Raw genomic sequence first — 19567 nt, 5'->3', positions numbered from 1 at the left:
CCCATATCGGTTCAGAATTCGCAGAGAAGGGTGGCTTACCTGGGAGATTCGCGAGAGAATGGTGAAGTCGCGTGATGAGCGGCGCCCTCACGCATCTCACCTTGTAGAGACGTACCTGCGCCCGCGACAGATGGATGATTGTGCACGAAGAGAACACGACTCACGACGAACCGATCGGTGACGCCGACCTGATCCTGCGCGCCCGCTCGGGCGACACAGGCGCGTTCGGCGAACTCTGGCGCCGCCACTACCCGTCCGGCATCGCGGTCGCCCGCTCGGTCACCTCGTCGATCGACCCGGACGACCTGGTGCAGGAGGCGTACACCCGCATCTACCAGGCCATCCTCAAGGGCGGGGGCCCCAACGGCTCGTTCCGCGCCTATCTCTTCACCAGCATCCGCAACACTGCCGCAGGATGGGGCCGTGCCCGCCGCGAGACCGCGATCGACGAGCTCGACACGGTCGCCGACCCCGACACCACCGACCAGGCCGCGAACGAGGCCCTCGATCGGAGCCTCACCGCACAGGCGTTCCGCAGCCTTCCCTCCCGCTGGCAGGAAGTGCTCTGGTACACCGAGATCGAGCAGATGAAGCCGCAGGAAGTCGGACACCTGCTGGGCATGAAGTCAGGCGCGGTGTCGCAGCTGGCCTTCCGCGCTCGTGAGGGACTCCGCGAGGCCTGGATCCAGGCGCATCTGCGCAGCGCCGAAGACGGCTCCGAGTGCCAGTGGACCATCGAGCACCTGGGCGCCTACTCGCGCGGCAACCTCAGCACTCGCGACCACAAGCGCCTCGAGCTGCACCTCGACGAGTGCGCCCGCTGCATGATCGTCGCCGCCGAGGCCAAAGACGTCTCCAAGCGCCTCGCCCTCGTCCTGCTCCCCCTCGTGCTGGGCGTCACCGGCGCGGCGGGATACCTTGCGACGCTGCAGGGTGCGGGAACTCCCATCGTCGCTCTGGCGGCCATGCCCTCCAGCATCCCGGGCGCCGTGTTCGCCGGAGACCCGACGGGCCTTGCGGCGACGGGCATCGCCTCCTCGAGTGGCGGCACCGGGTCGGGCGGTGCAGCCGGTGGCACCGGCGGCGCGGCCGGGGCATCGTCGACCGGCGGAGCCTTCACAGGGATCGGCGCACTCGTCGGTGCGGGTTCTGCGGCGCTGGTCGTCGCGGGAGTCGTGGCCGCGGCCACCATCATCCCCGGGCTCTCCGGTGCCGAGCCGGCCACCTCGCAGCCGAGCGCCGGAGACGCCGACCCGTCGTCGATCACGTCGCAGGTCGGGCCTGACGCATCCTTGAACCTCGAAGAGCCGATCGTCATCGATGAGCCGGAGACCGTGCCGGACGAGGCGCCCGCGCTCCCTCCGGTCGAAGAGTCATCGGTGGAGCAGCCGCAGGAAGACGCAGGCCCCGCCGTCGCGCCGCCGGTTCCTCCCGCGGAATCCGTAGACCCGGTGGACCCGGTGGACCCCGTCGATCCGGTGGACCCGGTCGACCCCGTGGACCCGGTCGACCCCGTGGATCCGGTGGACCCGGTCGACCCCGTGGACCCGGTCGACCCCGTGGATCCGGTGGACCCGGTCGACCCCGTGGACCCGGTCGACCCCGTGGACCCGGTCGACCCTGTGGAGCCGACGGAAGCGCCCACCTGGTCCGGAGCGACCATCTGGTTCAGCGGCTTCACCATCCACTACAGCGTGCCGGTCGCCGGAGCACCCGGGACGACGGTCGAAGCGCTCCTCGACGGCAGCGGCGGCGGTGGCGACACCATCGTCCTCGACGACGCGGGCACCGGGACGATCGACCTTCGTCCGGACTTCTGGCAGGTCGTGAACGCCGACACTACCGTCGTCACGTTCCGCTACATCCTGGCGGACAAGGTCGGGCCGTCCGCCGACACGACTCTGCTTTCACTCGAGTCCGGTGCGGCTGTCGAGGCCGTCCTGCAGGAAGCGGAACAGGCTCTCGAGGGCGAGTACCCCGCGACGGCCGACACCGCGGCGGAGACAGTGCCGGCACCGGCCGCACCCGTCGTACCGGCGCCGGCCCCCGCACCCGCACCCGCACCCACCCCCGTCGAGCCGGCCGCACCGGCTCCGGCCGCTCCGGCTCCGGCCGCTCTGGCTCCGCCCGCTCCGGCTCCGCCCGCTCCCGCTCCCGAGGCGCCTGCCGAGCCCGCACCTGCTGCCGACACCGCCGCCATCGCCCCGGCCGAGGACGCTCCGGCCGCCGAATAGACTGGTTGCATGTCCTCGGATCCCGCACCCGTTCCCGGCGTCGAGCGCCCGAACATCTCCGCCCTCGATGTCGTCCGCACCGTCGTCCTGGTTGCTGCCGTCGCCTCTCTCGCGCTGTGGGGATTCGCCAGCTGGGATCTCCCGTGGAACGTGATCCTCGGCATCGGTGCACCCGTGATCGTGATCCTCATCTGGGCGCTCTTCCTGTCGCCGCGCCCGGTGCTGCGCGTGCATCCTTTCCTCCGAGCCGCCGTCGAGCTGCTCATCTACGTCGGCGTCACTATCGCCTGGTGGTCGATGGGCCAGGCGCTGATCGGTACCGCCTTCGCCCTGGTGGCCGTCGTCGCGGGCGTCCTCAGCGGTCGGCGCGCCCTGTCGTGAGTCTCCCGTCGTGAGCGCGCGGCCATGAGCGTCCTGACACAGCTGAAGGAGTCGCTCGGCGCGCTCGTCGACACCGACGAGGCTTCGCTCGAGCAGGCCAGAGCCGATCGCTCCGGTCACGCCGCGGCCGGACGCCCGATCGCCGTCGTCCACGCGGAACAGGTCGAGCACGTCCAGCAGACCATGCGCATCGCGACGGCCACGCGCACCCCGGTCGTCATCCGCGGCGCCGGAACCGGGCTCGCCGGTGGGGCGAACGCCGGCAGCGGCGAGATCGTGCTGTCCCTGCGGCGGATGACCGCGATCCGCGAAGTACGACCGGACGATCTGCTGGCCGTCGTCGAACCCGGCATCCTGAATGCCGACCTCAACGACGAGCTCGCGCGGCACGGGCTGTGGTGGGCACCCGACCCGGCCAGTCGCGACATCTCCACGGTCGGCGGCAACATCGCCACCGGCGCCGGCGGGCTGCTCTGCGCCAAATACGGTGTCGTCCGCGATGCCGTGCTCGGCGTCGACCTGGTCCTCGCCGACGGGCGACTGCTGCACCTCGGACACCGCAGCGTCAAGGGCGTCACCGGGCTCGACCTCACGGCGCTGGTCGTCGGCTCCGAAGGCACGCTCGGTGTCGTGGTGGGAGCGACCCTCAAGCTGCGCAGGCTCGTGCCGGGAGAGACCTGCACGGTGGTCGCCACCTTCCCCGGCGTGCGTGCCGCCGCCTCCGCCTCCGCTGCGGTCACCGCCGCGGGCGTGCAACCGGCGATCATGGAGCTGATGGATGCCGCGAGCCTCGCGGCTGTGCACGCGCTCCTCGGCCTTCCCGCACCGACGCCGGCAGCGGCCCAGCTCACCATCCAGACCGACGGCCCGGCCGCGCGCGCCGAGGCCGATGCCATCGCGGAGATCCTTCGCGCTCACCGCGGGGTGACGGTGGTCTCGCACGATCGCGCGGAGGGCGAGCAGTTGCTCGCGATCCGCCGGTCCATGCACGCGGCCATGGCGTCGCTGGGGACGACGCTCATCGAAGACGTCTCCGTGCCCCGCAGCGCGATGCCCGCCATGTTCGACGAGATCGCGCGCATCGAACGCGAGTACCGACTCACGATTCCGACGGTGGCGCACGCGGGCGACGGCAATCTGCACCCCAACTTCCTCTTCGAGGGCCCCGACGTCCCACCTGAGGTGTGGGCCGCGGCCGACGAGTTGTTCCGCGCAGCGATCGCCCTCGGCGGGACGCTGACCGGAGAGCACGGCATCGGCGTTTTGAAGCGCCGCTGGCTCGCCGACGAGCTCGGGGAAGACCAGTGGCAGCTGCAGCGACAGATCGCCGCGGTGTTCGATCCCCTCGGCATCCTCAACCCGGGAAAGGTGTTCAGCCCCGATGCCTGACATCCATGTGAGCGCGGCCGTGATCGTCGATGCCGAAGGGCGGGTGCTGGTCGTCCGCAAACAGGGCACCACACGGTTCATGCAGCCGGGAGGCAAGCCCGAGCCCGGCGAATCCGCCGTGCAGACCCTGATCCGCGAGCTCCACGAGGAGTTGGGGCTGACGCTCGACGAGAGTGAGCTTCAGCCGCTCGGGACCTTCATCTCCGCGGCCGCGAACGAACCCGGGCACCGTGTCGTCGCCGCGGCCTTCGCGGCGTCCGTCGACCCCGGGGCCGTCACGGTCCAGGCGGAGCTCGCCGAGCTGCGGTGGATCACTCCGGCGGATATCGCGACGCTACCCCTGGCACCCCTGAGCGTCGAGCACCTGCTGCCGATCGCCTGGCCAGCACTGGCGGGCTGAGCACGCCGGCCAGGCGTCAGATGCCCTGCCAGGCCGGCTTGTTCGCGAACGTGTAACGGTAGTAATCGGCGAGCTCGAGACGCGAGGCTGCGGCCTCGTCGACCACGATGGTCGCATGCGGGTGCAGCTGGATGGCGGAACCCGGAAGGAGCGCGGTGAGCGGTCCCTCGACGGCGCCGGCGACCGCCTCTGCCTTGCCCTCGCCGAACGCGAGCAGCACCAGGTGCCGCGCCTTCAGGATGGTGCCGAGGCCCTGGGTGATGCAGTGCATCGGTACGTCGTCGATCGAGTCGAAGAAGCGTGCGTTGTCCTCGCGGGTCTGCTCCGTGAGCGTCTTCACGCGAGTGCGCGAGGCGAACGACGACCCCGGCTCGTTGAAGCCGATGTGTCCGTCGGTGCCGATCCCGAGGATCTGCAGGTCGACCCCACCAGCGGCGTCGATGGCCGCCTCGTAGTCGTCGCCGGCATGCTGGATCGTCGCGAGAGCGCCGTTGGGAACATGTATGCGCTGCGGGTCGAGCCCGAGCGGTTCCACGACCTCGCGCGTGATGACGGATCGGTAGCTCTCCGGATGAGCCGGGTCGATGCCGACGTATTCGTCGAGGGCGAAACCGCGCACCTGCGAGACGTCGCGACCGGCGAGCTGCGTGCGCAGCGCCTGGTAGACGGGGAGCGGAGTGGATCCGGTCGCAAGCCCCAGCACTGCATCCGCGCGACGTTCGATCAGCTCGACGATCTCGGTGGCGACCAGGGCGCCTGCGGCCTCGGCATTCTCGACGATGACGACCTCAGCCATGCGGGACGATCTCCTTCTCGGTGATGGATGCGCCGACCAGTGCGGCGCCGAAAGCGGCAGCGGGAGACCCGGCCGGAAGCAGTTCGATTCTCTCATCCAGGCGGAGGGACCGCATGAACGGCGATGCCTCGGCGCCCGCGTGCAACGCTGCGCGGATGCCGCCGTCCAGTCGGTCGCCGAGAGCCGTGAGCCCTCCCCCGATCACGACCGTCTCGACGTCGGCGGAGAGCACGAGAACCCGCACCGCGGCGGCGGCGCCGTGGAAGAGGTCGGTGCAGAGCGCGAGGGCGAGCGGGTCTCCGGCGTCCGCGGCATCGAAGATGTCTCTGATCGGCAATGCACCCGGGCGCCCCCACGCCTTGGCGAGCGCTCCGCCCCCGCAGAACGTCTCGACGCAGCCGTGCTGGCCGCATCCGCACAGACGGCCGTTCGGGTCGACCGAGAGGTGCCCCACCTCCCCCGCGGTGCCACGGGAACCGCGCCAGATGCGACCGTCGATCACGATGCCTGCCGCGACGCCGGTGCCGAGGTTGAGATACGCCATCGACCCGGTGACCCCGCTCAGGGCCGCCGCTCCGAGCGCTGCGGCCTTCACGTCGTTCTCGACTCGGAACGGGATGCCGAGGGCCTGCTCCGCGCGGTCGGCGAGCTCCAGCGACTCCACGCCGAGATTGACCGCATGATCGACCCGCCCGGCGTCGGCATCGACCAGCCCGGGGATGCCGATCCCTACGGAGCCGATATCGGACGACGGCAAGCCGACCTCATCGGCGAGAGCGCTGACAGCCGCCACGATGCTTTCGACGACGGCGTCGTCTCCCCAGCCGGTGACCCGGCGGAGTCGCCCGACGATCTCACCGGAGGGGTCGACGGCCACCGCATCGATCTTCGTTCCACCGACGTCCAGGCCCACTCGAATCGGCCGACCGGTGTGGTCGGCAACACTCGCACCGGTCATCGGATGCCGCTCCCGGCGGTCTCGGCGGCGGTGCAGAAGTGCGTCACGACACGCCCAGCTGACCGGAGAGCACCATCACTGCGGCACCGCGCAGGACGATGTCCTCCTGATGCGTCCGGCGCACGACGACGTCCTCGAAGACGCCCTCGAGCGTGCGGGCGTGCAACGTCTCGATCGCGGCGTCGATCAGGATGCCGTCGAGCAGATCCGCGGGTCCGGAGAGCACGACCTCGGAGAGGTCCAGAGCCGCGACGATCGGAGCGATGGCGATCGCCATGCGGGTTCCGGCGTCGCGCAAGATCTCGTCGCGGGCGTCGGAGTCGGACTCCAATGCCGCGCGCAGGCGGCTGACGCTCAGCCAGGCTTCGAGGCAGCCGTCCTTGCCGCACGCACACCGGGGACCGCCGTCGGTGCCTACGACGACGTGCCCGATCTCCCCTGCCGCGAAGCGGCTGCCCAGCAGCGGCTGGCTGCCGGTGATGAGCCCGGCGCCCACGCCCTTGCCGATCTTGATCAGCATGAAGTCGGCCTTCGCGTCCCCGAAGGTGTACTCGGCGAGCACCGCCGCGTTGGCGTCGTTCCTGGCGAGGACGGGCAGATCGAGGTCGATGCCCAGCTTCGCCTCGAGGGGGAAGTTCGTCCAGCCGAGGTTCGGCGAGCTGAGCACGAGACCATCGGGCCGCACGACTCCCGGCGTGCCGATTCCGACACCCAGCAGCGGCTGCGTGGAGGCGGCGACCAGCGTCTGGGCGAGTTCGTGCAGTGCGGCGTACGCCGCCTCGCCGTCGGGCGATTCCGGCCGCGGGACTTCACGCCGCTCGAGCACGTCGCCGTCCAGGCTCAGCACGGCGCCGGTGAAAGCACTGGGACCCGAGAGATCGAGGCCGAGGATCTGATGGCCCACGCGGTCGATGTCGATCAGGATCGGAGGCTTGCCGGGCCCGACGGCCTCGCGGACGCCCATTTCGACGACGATGCCGTCGGCGATGAACTCCGCGACCAGATCGGAGATCGTGACCCTGGTCAGGCCCGTCTCGCGCGAGAGGTCGGCACGACTCATGGCCCCGGCGTGATACAGCGTCTGCAGGACCAGTGCACGGTTGTGGCCGCGCGCATGCTCAGGGAGCACTTTCGCGCGCGAGCGCAGGTGGCGCCCAGGACCGAAGGCATGCGTGTTCGCGCCGAGGTACTCCACCTGCGGCGCGGGACGCTGTTCATCCGAAACGGACATGTTTGTTAGTAGACCTTACGAACAAAATTTGTGCAACCTCTCCCCGCAGACGCGCGGGGAGGGTTACCGAAACGTTACATTAATTTCGATGCTCGGCGGAGGCGTCGTGCGAACGCTCGAGAAGGCGTGCCACCAGACCGGCGACGATGCGCTCGCGCGCCTCGATCGTCAGGGGTTTGCCCGGCACGCCGGGACGGCGCTGATCGGGCGCAGGTCCGTCCAGTGGACGATACCGCACCCCCGCCGCACGGAGGCGGCGCAGGTGCGTCGACAGACGTCGCCCGAAGCCCGCGTAGGCTGCGGGCTCGCCACCCTCCCAGAGCCGCTCGGCGATCGCCGCCAGCCGCGGGAACATCGCGAAGTCGACCCGATCACGGGTGGGCAGATGCTCGCTCCAGACGTTGGCCTGGCCGCCGACCGCTCCATCCTCGATACGCAGCGAATAGGCGCGTTCGATCGTCAGCGGAGGGCCGACCCTGATGGGCTCCTCCGCAGACCCGGACTGCGGGTAGTCCAGGTACACCTCGAGGTCGGGGCACGCCACGACCTCGATGCCGCGCGCGAGAGCCGCACGCATCGCGACCGGGCCCCGCCAGGCGAGGATCCGGACCCCGTCGGGCACATCACCCTCCAACACCTCGTCCCACGCCAGCGCCGTGCGACCTCTCGCGCGCACATGTGCGACGAAGTGGGCCGTGAACCAGGGCTGCACATCGTGCGCGGAGGCGAGTCCGAGCTTCTGCATCCGCGCGGCGGCTGCGCCGCTCTGCTCCCATTCGGTCACCGGCACCTCGTCCCCGCCGATGCCGATCCACTCCGAATCGAACACGTCGCACAGGGCGTCGATGGCCGCACGGCCGAATGCCAGCGAGGCCTCGGTCGGAGCGAGCGTGCGCGGGTTCACACCGAACCGCTCCCACGGCGAGTCGACCGGATCTCCGACATCGGTGTTCCCGAGCTCGGGATACGCGGCGAGCGCGGCCTGGACGTGACCGGGCAGCTCGACCTCCGGGACGAGCGTCACGAAGCGCTCGGCGGCGTACCTCACCAGATCCCGCAGCTCGGTCGTCGTGTAGAAGCCCTCGTGGATGCCCGGCTCGACGGTCGCGAGCGGACCGTGGCCGCGCTGCGTCGCCGCTCGACGGGCACCGACCTCGGTGAGCCGGGGGAACCCCGGCACCTCGAACCGCCACCCCTGATCGTCCGTGAGATGCAGGTGAAGGACGTTGAGGTGATGGTCGGCCAGAAGGTCGATGAGACGGCGGACCTCCTCGACGGTCCGGAAGTGGCGTGCGACGTCGAGCATCGCGCCCCGCCAGGCATAGGCCGGCGCCCCCTCCCACACGCCGGCCGGGATCGGCGTCGCCGCCCCGTCCGGGTCACGCAGCTGCCGCAGCACCGTGGCGCCCCGGTATACGCCGGCGGGACTCGCGCCACGGACCTCGATGCCCGATTCGCTCACGCTCACGCGGAACGCCTCGCCGCCGATGCGCCCGACTGCGGCGGCGTCGTCGCCGAGCGTCTCGTCGAGCACGAGGCGGATGCACGGCCCTCCGCCGTCATCACCGAGACCGCCCAGCGCGACCGCGGCGGCCGTGAGCTCCGCGGGGGCGAGCACGGGGGTCTTCCCCGACCAGGCGAACCCGGGCGCCATCGGGTCGATGCGCGCGTCGATGCGGGGCACCGTGGCCCGGTGGGGCGCCGGCGGCATCCGCAGCGCCCGGCCCGGCGTCGCGCCGGTGGGCTCGCCGTCGGAGACCACGGGCACTCCCCCGACCAGCACCTCGAGGATGCCGAGCGGTGCGGCGAACGGCTCGTCGAAGGTCGCCCCGGCCGCGATGGTCTCGGGATCGAACAGCACGAGGTCAGCGGTCGCACCGGAGCGAATCACACCGCGCGGAGCGTCATCGCGGTCGAGGCCCAGCCGTCTGGCCGGCGTCGCCGTCAGGTGCCGCACCGCCTCCTCCAGCGTGAGCACGCCCAGTTCGCGCACGTAGTGTCCGAGATACCGCGGGAACGTGCCCCGACCGCGGGGATGCGGCCGCGCGCCGATCAGGATCCCGTCGCTTCCCCCCGAGTGCCGGGGATGGCGCATGATCGCGCGGACGTTCTCCTCATCTCCGATGTGCATCAGGATGCCCGTGGCGCCGGCATCGGCGATGATCGTGTCGAGCACGACGTCGACCGCTCGGTGCCCCGTGGTCTCGGCGATCTCGGCCACCGTCCGACCGACCAGGTCTGCGAGGGCAGGATGGGCCGTGCCCGAGATCTGGATCTGCGTCCAGTCGGCCCTTTCGCCGTGGAAGCCGTCGCACCCGATCTCCTCGAGCTCCAGGCGAACAGCCTCCCGGCCGGCCGCGTCGAGCTCCGAGACGGCGCGCAACAGGTCACCCGTCGCGGCGAGCCTGCTCGGCAGCAGCGCGGCGAGCGTCGTTGCTCCCGGCAGATAGGGATAGGTGTCCAGGGTCACGTCGACGCCATCCGCGATGGCCTCGTCGATCAGGGCCAGGAGCTCCGCTGCCCGCCCCCGGTTCGGGGCGAAGTTCATCGTGGCGTGGGTGAGGTGGATGGGGCATCCGGTGCGGCGACCGATGTCCAGCGCCTCCCGGTAGGCGTCGAGTGCTCCCCCGCCGTAGCTGCGGGTATGCGGCGCCCAATAGCCGTCGCGCTCCGCGACCACGCGGCACAGCGCTTCGAGTTCTGCCGTGTCGGCATACATTCCCGGCGTGTAGGTGAGCCCGCTCGACATCCCGAACGCGCCGGCGTCCAGCGCCGCACCGAGCAGCTCCGCCATCGCGGAGATCTCGGCCGCTGTCGCCGGGCGGTTCTCGTGCCCGACGACCATCAGTCGGAGGTTCCCCTGCGGCACGAGCACCGCGGCGTTGGCCACGGCTGCCGCGTCGATCGCCGCGAGCAGGTCGCCCATCGTCCGCCAGGGCACCTCGGCCGGCGTGCCGTTCCATCCGGCGATCTGCCCGGGGATGATGGCGGCGGCGTCGTCATCGAGCGGGGCGTAGCCGAGGCCGTCCTGACCGAGCACCTCGGTGGTGACGCCCTGCCGGATCTTCGCGTCGTGAGCGGCCCCGCTCAGCACGGCGAGTTCGCTGTGCGCGTGCATGTCGATGAATCCCGGGGCCAGCACCAGGCCGGCCGCATCGATCTCCACGGCGCCGTCCGGGAGCTCGAGGGCCCCGGTGGTCCCGATGATCGGCAGAACCGCCGCCACCCTCGCGCCTTCGACGGCGACGTCGGCCACGTAGCGCGCCGACCCCGTCCCGTCGACGACCGTCGCTCCGCGGTAGACCCGCACCAGGCCGGCAGCGGCCTTCTCCGCACTCAGAAGCATGTCGCGACCGCCCCGATCACGCGCGGATCCTCGGCATCGGGATCATCGATCACCGCGACCACGCGCCACTTGTCGAACGCCGTGCAGGGGTGCGAGAGCCCCAGACGCACCACGTCGCCGACCGCCACCGAGGCGCCGTCCGCCAACCGCAGGAACGCATGCTGATCGTTGAGCGCCATGACCTCGCCGTCGACCGACTGCGGGACCGGCAGATCGAGATCGAACGGCACATCGCGTCGGCCCGCATCCAGCAGGGCGAGGCCTTCCTCCGGCTGCGAGACGACGCGCGACCAGGCGTGCATCGCCGAGCGGAGCGGAGCGGTTCCGCTCAACGGACCGAACGGCGACATGCGGGAGTAGAAGCCGTCGTCGTGGATCTGGAAGGCACCCGACCGCAGCACGACATCGGCGTCGGCGCCCTCGGGCGCGAGAACCGCGGCGGCGCGGTCGGGGAACGAGCTGCCGCCCGCGCTGAGCACGGGACGGATGCCCTCGGGGTACACCAGCCGCGTGTGGAGCTCGATGATCGTCCGGAGATACGCGTCGACGGCCGCGACGGAAGTATCGCTGCGATCCGGTCCGAACGGGCCTTCGTATCCGGCGACGCCGGCGAGTCGGAGCCCGGGAGCCTTCGAGATCGCCTGCGCGATCCGCTCTCCCTCGTCCACGCTGCGCGCGCCGGTCCGGCCCTGCGCCCCGCCGAGTTCGACCAGTACGTCGAGCGGCCGCGCGGCACCGCACACCCCGTCCGCCAGGATCGCGACGCCGTCGAGGGAGTCCGCCCAGCACAGCACCCGCAGCCCCTCATCGGCGGCGAGCAGCGCACTCAGTCGCCGCACCGCAGCGGCGTCCGTGACGGCGTTGGCGATCAGCACCGTCGGGACACCGGCGTCGACGGCGACCTCGGCCTGCCACGGCGTCGCCACCGAGATGCCCCACGCGCCGGCATCGAGGAGCCGCTGCCAGAGGGCGGGCGCCATCGTGGTCTTGCCGTGCGGCGCGAGCAGCACCCTCTGCTCCCGCGCCCACGCGAAGACGGTCTTCTCGTTGTGGTCGAGCCCGCCCTCATGCACTGTGAGCACCGGGGTGACCAGGTCGGAAAGGTGCAGATCGGCGCCGGCGACCTCCGAGAGTCGGAGTCCCGCAGCATGCGCCGGGAAGCCCTTCGTCCAGGCGCCGAGAACGGGATCCGGAATTTGTAGAGGCATCTAACAAGGCTACTAGGCTGGATGACATGACCGCGAAGATCCGAGTTTCCACCGATGCCGCCCCCGCTCCCGCTCACACCTTCTCTCAGGGAATCCGCAAGGGCCCGTTCGTGCAGGTGTCCGGCCAGGGCCCGGTCGACCCGCAGACGAACGAGTACCTCTTCCCGGGCGACGTCGCCGCGCAGACCACCCGCACGCTCGAGAACGTCAAGGCCATCGTCGAGACATCCGGCGCGACTTTCGACGACGTCGTGATGCTGCGCGTGTACCTCACCAAGCGCGAGGACTTCCCGATCATGAACGATGCCTACGGCGCCTTCGTGACGGCGAACACCCCCAGCGGGGTCCTCCCCTCGCGCACGACCGTCTTCACCGGTCTGCCCCGCGAGGAGATGCTCGTCGAGATCGACGGCATCGCCATCGTCGACTGACCGCCGGCGCGGGGAGGGACGATATCACGGACCGTTGCCTCCCCGTTACCTCCCATCCCGTACCATTGGACGTCTAGGACACGTTTGAGAGCCGGGGGGTGAGTTCGTGACCGATCTGATTTCCGCGCCGGGCGCAGCATCAGAGGCGCACGGCGACGACGCCACGCCCACCGCAGTACTCACGCCGCGAGAGTCATCCGCCGACGCCGAACCGCCCACCACGGGTGAGCAGCCCTTGGCGTGGGCGCCCGTCGAGCCGGCCCCCAAGAAGCGTCGCCTCGGCCTCTGGATCGGGCTCGGACTCGGCGTCGTCGCGCTGGGCGCAGGAGCCGCCTCACTGGTGCTCATCGCACCGGGTACCACCGTCGCCGGGATCCCGGTCGGCTGGATGACCCCCGGTGCCGCTGCCGAAGCGATCAGCACGCATCTCGCGGAGACCGAGGTCACGCTCACCGGCGAGGGAGACGATGTGGTGCTGACGGGCGCCGACCTCGGCGCGGCCCTCGATGCGACCGCTCTCGCCGATGCCGCCTTCGCCGAGCGCCCCCTGTGGAACCTCGGCATGTGGATGGGCGATCCGGTTCCCGCCGACATCGCCCTCGATACGGAGAAGGCTTCTGCGGCGCTGCGCAGCGCCGTGCCGACGAGCTTCGCAGACCCGGTGGACGCCGGTGTCGTTTTCGACCCCGGCAGCGGAAAGTACATCGTCACGGCCGCGGAGCCCGGCACCGGAATCGACGTCGACGACCTCACCGCCGCCTTCACCGACGCCGTGGCCGAGGGGAAGACGTCTCTCGAATACCCCGGCGGTCCGGCCGAGGCCCTGCCTGCCGTCTCCGACGACGACGCCACCGCGACGGCCACCGGGCTGAACACGATGCTCGGAACGATCGGCTTCTACGTCGGCGACGAACGCACCGTACCGGTCAAGCCCGCGGTAGCCGCCACCTGGCTGTCCGTGGTCGACGAAGACGGCCAGCTGCGCATCGAAGCCGATCCGCAGGCCATCCAGGCCACGGTCGACACACTTCCCGGTCTCGTCGATCGGGCGCCGGTCAATGCCACGAACATCGTCGACTCCGCCGGCACGGTGTTGCGTGCCGAGCAGAAGGGCGTCGTCGGCCGCGCCGTCGGCGACACATCGGGTGTCGCCGAGCAGTTCGCGCAGCAGCTCGCCGCCGGCGACGGGGTGTTCAAGCTCACCGTGGGCGAGACCGCGTTCGAGACGGTGAACCTGTTCCGCCGCATCGAGATCAACCTGAGCTCGCAGCGCGCCTACCTGTTCCAGAACAACGAGGTCGTCCAGTCCTGGGCGGTGTCGACCGGCCTGCCCGGCACGCTGACCCCGGCCGGCAACTTCAAGGTGTTCGCGCACACGGCCATCCAGGACATGGGCTGCTACGAGGGTGCCCCCTACTGCACCGAAGACGTCCCCTGGATCACCTGGTTCGCACCGAACATCGGGTTCCACGGCACCTACTGGCACAACAACTTCGGCCAGCGGATGAGCCACGGCTGCGTGAACCTCCCGATCGACCTCGCCAAGTACGTCTACGACTGGTCGCCCGTCGGCCTCGAGGTCTCGGTCTACTACTGAGCCGCCCTGGCGCGGACATGAAGAAGGGGGTGGATGTCGAAGCATCCACCCCCTTCTCGCGTGTCAGCGCAGCGCGTCGACGATGCCGTTCAGCGTCTCGGACGGACGCATGACCGCCGCGACGAGAGCCTCGTCCGGACGGTAGTAGCCGCCGATCTCCACCGGCTTGCCCTGCACCGCGTTGAGCTCGGAGACGATCGTCTCCTCGTTCTCGGCGAGCGTGGCGGCAATCGGTGCGAAGGCCGCTGCAAGCTCGGCGTCCTTCGTCTGCTTCGCCAGCTCCTGAGCCCAGTACAGGCCCAGGTAGAAGTGGCTGCCACGGTTGTCGATCGTGCCCAGCGCACGGCCCGGGGAGCGGTCCTCCTCGAGGAAGGTGCCGGTCGCGGCGTCCAGCGTCTCAGCCAGCACGCGGGCCTTCTCGTTGCCCGTGCGGTCGGCGAAGTGCTCGAGCGAGGCGGCCAGGGCGAAGAACTCGCCGAGCGAGTCCCAGCGCAGGTAGTTCTCCTCGACCAGCTGCTGCACGTGCTTGGGGGCGGAGCCGCCCGCACCCGTCTCGAAGAGACCGCCGCCCGCGAGCAGCGGGACGATCGAGAGCATCTTGGCGCTCGTGCCGACCTCGAGGATCGGGAAAAGGTCGGTGAGGTAGTCGCGCAGCACGTTGCCGGTGACCGAGATCGTGTCGAGCCCGTGACGCAGGCGCGCGAGCGTGTAACGCGTCGCCTCCTCGGGCGCGAGGATCGTGATCGTGAGGCCCTTGGTGTCGAGCGTCGCCAGCCCCTGGTGCACCTTCGCGATGATCTGCGCGTCGTGCGAACGGTTCGCGTCGAGCCAGAACACGGCGGGGTCGCCGGTCGCGCGGGCACGGGTGACGGCGAGCTTGACCCAGTCCATCACCGGGATGTGCTTGGTCTGCGTCGCCCGCCAGATGTCGCCCTTGCCGACCGCGTGCTCGATGAGCACCGTGCCCTCGCTGTCGAGCACCTGGACGATGCCGTCCGCAGCGATCTCGAACGTCTTGTCGTGGCTGCCGTACTCCTCGGCCGCCTGCGCCATGAGCCCCACGTTCGGGACGGTGCCGATCGTGGCGGGGTCGAGCGGTCCGTTCGCGATGACGTCATCGATCACGGCCTGGTAGACGCTCGCGTACGAGGAGTCGGGGATGACCGCGAGGGTGTCCGCCTCCTCACCGTCCTTGCCCCAGAGCTTGCCACCGTTGCGCACGAGCGCAGGCATCGAGGCGTCGACGATGACATCGCTGGGCACGTGCAGGTTGGTCGTGCCCTTGTCGGAGTTCACGTAGGACAGGCGCGGACCCTCGGCGATGGCCTTGTCGAACGCCGCGGCGATCTCGTCGCCACCCGCGACGTTCGCGAGCCCTGCGAGGATCGATCCGAGACCGTCGTTCGCGCTGAGTCCGGCTGCAGCCAGCTTGTCGCCGTACTGCGCGAACACGTCGGCGAAGAACGCCTTCACCACGTGACCGAAGATGATGGGGTCGCTGACCTTCATCATGGTCGCCTTGAGGTGCACCGAGTAGAGCACGTCGTCGGCCTTCGCCGTGGCCAGAGTCTCGGCGAGGAACGCGTCGAGTTCGGTGGCGGAGAGGAACGTCGCGTCGATGATCTCGCGCGGCAGGACCTTGAGCCCCTCTTTCAGCACGGTGACCGTTCCGTCTTCCGCCGTGTGGCGGAAGCTCAGGACGTCGTCGTGGGCCGCGACCCAGGACCGCTCGTTGTGCTTGAAGTCATCGTGCCCCAGAGTGGCGACGCGCGTCTTCGATCCCTCGGCGAACGGCTTGTTGCGGTGCGGGTGCTTCTTCGCATAGTTCTTCACCGCGAGAGGCGCACGGCGGTCGCTGTTGCCCTCACGCAGCACCGGGTTCACGGCGGAGCCCTTGATGCGGTCGTACCGCGCGCGCACGTCCTTCTCTTCGAGCGACGACGGCTCGTCCGGGAAGTCGGGGATGTCGTAGCCCTGCTCCTGCAGTTCCGCGATGGCGCCCTTGAGCTGCGGGATCGAGGCCGAGATGTTCGGCAGCTTGATGATGTTCGCCTCGGGGAGCGTGGCCAGGCCACCCAGCTCGGCGAGGGCGTCACCCACCTGCTGCTCCGGCGTGAGCTTCTGCGGGAAGGCGGCCAGGATGCGGCCGGCCAGCGAGATGTCGCGGGTCTCGAAGTCGATGCCCGCCTGACCCGTGTAGGCCTGGATGATCGGCAGGAACGAGGCGGTGGCCAGTGCCGGCGCCTCGTCTGTGTGGGTGTAGATGATGGCTTCGTCGGTCACCGGGAGGTTCTCCGCTCTTGTGGTCTATTTGTCTCGATACCAAGATACCTGAGTGGCCTCGAGCCCGCGGCCCCGGCCTCTCCACGCCGTCCGAGGAGTGGGGACGAACGGCCAGATCTGGACGAAAAGTTCGACCGAACCGTGTCGGGTCCGCCGCGAGGCGTTAGCCTGGGTCCATGTCCGAACTGCGCATGGTCGAACTCTCCGCTGCGACGATCGTCGCCGTGAACAACCTGTCGCTCAAGCCCGGGCAGGAGCAGTTCCTCGCTCCCGTCTCGTACGGGATCGCAGCCACAGTCATCAACCCGCAGACGTCTTGGCAGCGGGTCATCCTCGACCGCAACGAGGTCGTCGGCTTCGTCAGTGCGAACTTCGATCCCGAAGCGCCGGAGGAGCACTTCCGCTCCGTGCTGTGGCGCATCAACGTCGACGCCGACGATCAGGGTCGCGGCGTCGGCCGCTTCGCCGTCGAGGCGCTGGTCGACGAGGCCAAGGAGCGTGGCGTCGACCACGTGAACGTCATCTACGAGGCCGGCGAGGGCGGGCCCGAGACCTTCTTCCACCGCGTCGGCTTCACGCCTGTCGGCGAGACCGAATACGGCGAGGTCATCGCCGAGATCCGCGTCACGTCCTAGGGCCGGCGGCGGGGTCTCGAATCCCCTCCCCCATCGAGACCTCGTCGCCCCTGACCGCGGGATCGCTCCCATGGTCACGAGAGCGGATTTGTTGCGCCTGACCACAAAAGGCTTGCGTGCCGCATCGGGTCGTGCCTATCATCACTGAAGAAGCGTGAGCGAAACGCTTCGACGACTGCTTCCCGCACGATGACGATGGAGTCCCGATGACGACGATCCATGAGGTGGCACGCGCCGCCGGTGTGTCGATCAGCACGGTCTCCTACGCGCTCAGCGGCAAGCGCCCGGTCTCGGAGAAGACCCGCATGCGTATCGAAGACGCCGTGCACGCGCTCGGGTATGAGCCCGATGCCGGTGCGCGCATGCTGGCCGGCCGACGCACGCACATCTTCGCTCTCACCGAGCCGCTGCGCGCGGACACCCATGCCCCGACCCACATGGCCTTCGTACTCGCGACCGCGGTCGCCGCGCGACGACAGGGCTTCGACATCCTCCTCCTCACCGACGAGCAGGCCTCCGAGGGGATGAACCGCGTGGCGGCGAGCAACCTCGTCGACGCGATCCTCGTGCTCGACGTCGCTCCCGACGACGAACGCGTCCCCATCGCCCGCTCAGTCGGCACGCCCACCGTCTTCATCGGCCTGCCCGACGACAGCGTCGGCCTGACCTGCGTCGACCTCGACTTCGAGGCGGCCGGTCAGCTGGCGGTGGACCGTCTCGCCGACGCGGGTCATCGACGCATCGCCCTGCTCGGTCAGACCGAGGTCTCGTACCGCAAGTCGAACTTCCCCCGCCGGCTGCTCCGTGGCGTGCAGGAGCAGGCAACCGCGCGCGGGGTGGCTCTCGACTGGTCGGAGTCGGGCGCATCGGTCACGGATGCGGCCGCCGTGCGCGCATCCGTGGAGGCGGCGCTCGCTCGCGGCGATCGCGCGTTCATCGTGCACGCCGTCGACGACGTGCACCAGGTGCTGCTGTCCGTGCTGGCCGAACAAGGCCTCCGCGTCGGCGACGACGTCTCGGTGGTCTCCGCTGCCGCATCCTTCGACACATCGGCGCTGCCCGTGCCCGTCGACACGATCCCACTCGTTCCGCAGCGATCGTGCGAACTCGCGGTCGACCTGGCGGTCCGCCATCTGGACGACCCGCTCGCACCCGCCGAGATCCATCTCATCCCGCCCGAGTATCGCTCGGTCGGCTCTGTCTCCTCCCCCGCCCGAGACTGACCGTCTCTCCACGCTCCCGCAGGCATGGTCGCGGTCGAAACGCTTCGACGAATGTCGCTCACAACTGAACAATCCGACCCAGTGAAGTGTCCGGCCCTTGGGGCCATTGAGAAAGGAGTGCCGACGATGGCACGCACCACCCGCAGGACGAAGGCGCTGGCCCTGATGGCCGCGCTCACGACGACCGGCATCGCGCTGAGCGGCTGTACAGCCGGTTCCGGTGACGACGGCGGCGACGGCCAGAGTCTCAAGCTCTGGCACTACGAAGGCGCCGACAGCGCGATGGGCAAGGCCTGGGCCGAATCCATCAAGATCTTCGAGGAGGAGACCGGAGCGAAGGTCGAGTTCGAGGAGAAGTCCTTCGAGCAGATCCAGAAGACCGCCAGCCAGGTGCTCGACACGGATGCCGCGCCCGACCTGATGGAGTTCAACAAGGGCAACGCGACCGCGGGCTTCCTCGCCTCCACCGGCCTGATCGCCGACATCTCGGACGCGGTCGAGGAGTACGGGTGGGACGAGAAGCTGGCACCGTCACTGCAGACCACCGCCAAGTACTCGGAAGACGGCGTGATGGGCGGTGACACGTGGTTCGGAATTCCGAACTACGGCGAGTTCGTGGGCGTCTACTACAACGAGGATGCCTTCGCCGCAGCGGGGCTTGCGATCCCCACGACGTACGAGGAGTTCGTCGACGTGCTCGACGCCTTCGTCGCCCAGGGCGTCACGCCCCTCGCGGAGGCCGGCGCCGAGTACCCGCTGGGGCAGCTCTGGTACCAGCTCGCCCTGCTCGAGGCGGACCGCGGCTTCGTCGACGACTACCAGCTCTACAAGAACCCCGTCGACTGGCAGGGCCCCGCGGTCACGGCTGCCACCGAGACCCTGAAGGAGTACGTCGACAAGGGCTACATCGCCTCCGACGTGTCGTCGGTCAAGGCGGAGGACGCGGGCGTCTCGTTCATCAACGGCACGTCGCCGATCTTCGTGTCCGGCTCGTGGTGGTTCGGCCGCTTCGTCGCCGAGGCCACCGGCTTCGACTGGTCGATGACGGCATTCCCCGGAGCCGACCTCTCGCTCGGCTCCTCGGGCAACCTCTGGGTCGTTCCCGAAAACGCCGCCAACAAGGACCTCGCCTACGAGTTCATCGACATCACGATGCGCCCCGAGATCCAGGCGATCATCGGCAACAACGGTGGCCTGCCCGTCGCGGCCGACACCGCGGACATCACCGACGAGAAGAGCGCGGCCCTCATCGAGACGTTCAACGGGGTCCTCGACGCCGACGGTCTCTCCTTCTACCCGGACTGGCCCGCACCGGGCTTCTACGACGTGATCGTGCAGGAGCTGCAGGGCCTCGTCACCGGCGTGCAGGACGTGAAGACCACGAACAAGAACCTCGGCGAGCAGTACGACGAGGGCACCGCCGAATTCCGTTGATCGACCTGCGGGGGCGGCATC

General features: G+C 69.7%; 15 protein-coding genes. 9 read left to right on the top strand and 6 right to left on the bottom strand.

What is annotated here, in order from left to right:
• Positions 1–140 precede the first annotated feature (140 nt).
• From ACFC14_RS10795 to ACFC14_RS10780, 4 genes are read left to right on the top strand one after another with little or no spacing between them, the layout of a single operon-like run.
• Positions 141–2234, top strand: coding sequence for a sigma-70 family RNA polymerase sigma factor (locus ACFC14_RS10795; protein ID WP_376104046.1), 2094 nt, complete (start codon positions 141–143; stop codon positions 2232–2234).
• 9 nt (positions 2235–2243) lie between these two features.
• Positions 2244–2615, top strand: a complete 372-nt coding sequence (locus tag ACFC14_RS10790) for a YrdB family protein (RefSeq protein WP_136042688.1) — start codon at positions 2244–2246, stop codon at positions 2613–2615.
• 24 nt (positions 2616–2639) lie between these two features.
• Complete coding sequence (locus tag ACFC14_RS10785; RefSeq protein WP_376104043.1) at positions 2640–4004, top strand: FAD-binding oxidoreductase; 1365 nt, start codon at positions 2640–2642, stop codon at positions 4002–4004.
• Entirely contained in the window at positions 3997–4404 is a 408-nt protein-coding gene (locus ACFC14_RS10780; protein WP_376104041.1) for an NUDIX domain-containing protein, read from the top strand. The genes ACFC14_RS10785 and ACFC14_RS10780 overlap by 8 nt, the downstream gene beginning before the upstream one ends.
• Positions 4405–4420: 16 nt before the next feature.
• On the opposite strand, the gene nagB is transcribed toward ACFC14_RS10780, so the two are convergent.
• The 5 genes from nagB to ACFC14_RS10755 form a co-directional block, all read right to left on the bottom strand.
• The gene (gene nagB, locus ACFC14_RS10775) at positions 4421–5200 is read right to left on the bottom strand and encodes a glucosamine-6-phosphate deaminase (protein ID WP_376104038.1); all 780 of its coding nucleotides are present in this window, start codon (positions 5198–5200) and stop codon (positions 4421–4423) included.
• Positions 5193–6158: an ROK family protein gene (locus ACFC14_RS10770; protein WP_376104035.1), complete on the bottom strand. Its 966-nt coding sequence runs from the start codon at positions 6156–6158 to the stop codon at positions 5193–5195. Before ACFC14_RS10770 ends, nagB begins: the two co-directional genes overlap by 8 nt.
• A 43-nt stretch (positions 6159–6201) precedes the next feature.
• Positions 6202–7389 (bottom strand): ROK family protein, encoded by a 1188-nt coding sequence (locus ACFC14_RS10765; RefSeq protein WP_376104032.1) that lies wholly within the window; start codon positions 7387–7389, stop codon positions 6202–6204.
• A 79-nt stretch (positions 7390–7468) separates the two neighbouring features.
• Positions 7469–10735, bottom strand: a complete 3267-nt coding sequence (locus tag ACFC14_RS10760; protein ID WP_376104029.1) for a family 20 glycosylhydrolase — start codon at positions 10733–10735, stop codon at positions 7469–7471.
• Positions 10726–11943: an amino acid deaminase gene (locus tag ACFC14_RS10755; protein WP_376104026.1), complete on the bottom strand. Its 1218-nt coding sequence runs from the start codon at positions 11941–11943 to the stop codon at positions 10726–10728. Before ACFC14_RS10755 ends, ACFC14_RS10760 begins: the two co-directional genes overlap by 10 nt.
• A gap of 26 nt (positions 11944–11969) precedes the next feature.
• Between ACFC14_RS10755 and ACFC14_RS10750 the strand changes: the two genes are divergently transcribed.
• Positions 11970–12374 carry a RidA family protein gene (locus ACFC14_RS10750; RefSeq protein ID WP_376104023.1) on the top strand — a complete coding sequence of 135 codons (405 nt, stop codon included), beginning with the start codon at positions 11970–11972 and terminating at the stop codon, positions 12372–12374.
• A gap of 106 nt (positions 12375–12480) precedes the next feature.
• The gene (locus ACFC14_RS10745; RefSeq protein ID WP_376104020.1) at positions 12481–13971 is read left to right on the top strand and encodes a L,D-transpeptidase family protein; all 1491 of its coding nucleotides are present in this window, start codon (positions 12481–12483) and stop codon (positions 13969–13971) included.
• Positions 13972–14034: 63 nt separating this feature from the next.
• On the opposite strand, the gene ACFC14_RS10740 is transcribed toward ACFC14_RS10745, so the two are convergent.
• Positions 14035–16254, bottom strand: a complete 2220-nt coding sequence (locus tag ACFC14_RS10740) for an NADP-dependent isocitrate dehydrogenase (RefSeq protein ID WP_376104018.1) — start codon at positions 16252–16254, stop codon at positions 14035–14037.
• A gap of 176 nt (positions 16255–16430) precedes the next feature.
• On the opposite strand from ACFC14_RS10740, the gene ACFC14_RS10735 reads away from it, so the two are divergent.
• The 3 genes from ACFC14_RS10735 (at position 16431) to ACFC14_RS10725 (ending at position 19546) form a co-directional block, all read left to right on the top strand.
• Entirely contained in the window at positions 16431–16889 is a 459-nt protein-coding gene (locus tag ACFC14_RS10735; RefSeq protein ID WP_376104015.1) for a GNAT family N-acetyltransferase, read from the top strand.
• A 206-nt stretch (positions 16890–17095) separates the two neighbouring features.
• A complete protein-coding gene (locus tag ACFC14_RS10730) occupies positions 17096–18112 on the top strand; it encodes a LacI family DNA-binding transcriptional regulator (protein ID WP_376104012.1) in 1017 nt (338 codons plus the stop codon).
• A gap of 126 nt (positions 18113–18238) precedes the next feature.
• Positions 18239–19546 (top strand): ABC transporter substrate-binding protein, encoded by a 1308-nt coding sequence (locus ACFC14_RS10725; protein ID WP_376104009.1) that lies wholly within the window; start codon positions 18239–18241, stop codon positions 19544–19546.
• Positions 19547–19567 lie beyond the last annotated feature (21 nt).

This window comes from Microbacterium sp. NPDC055988, from assembly GCF_042269505.1.
Lineage (GTDB): Bacteria > Actinomycetota > Actinomycetes > Actinomycetales > Microbacteriaceae > Microbacterium.
This window is presented reverse-complemented; position numbering and strand designations above follow the sequence as displayed.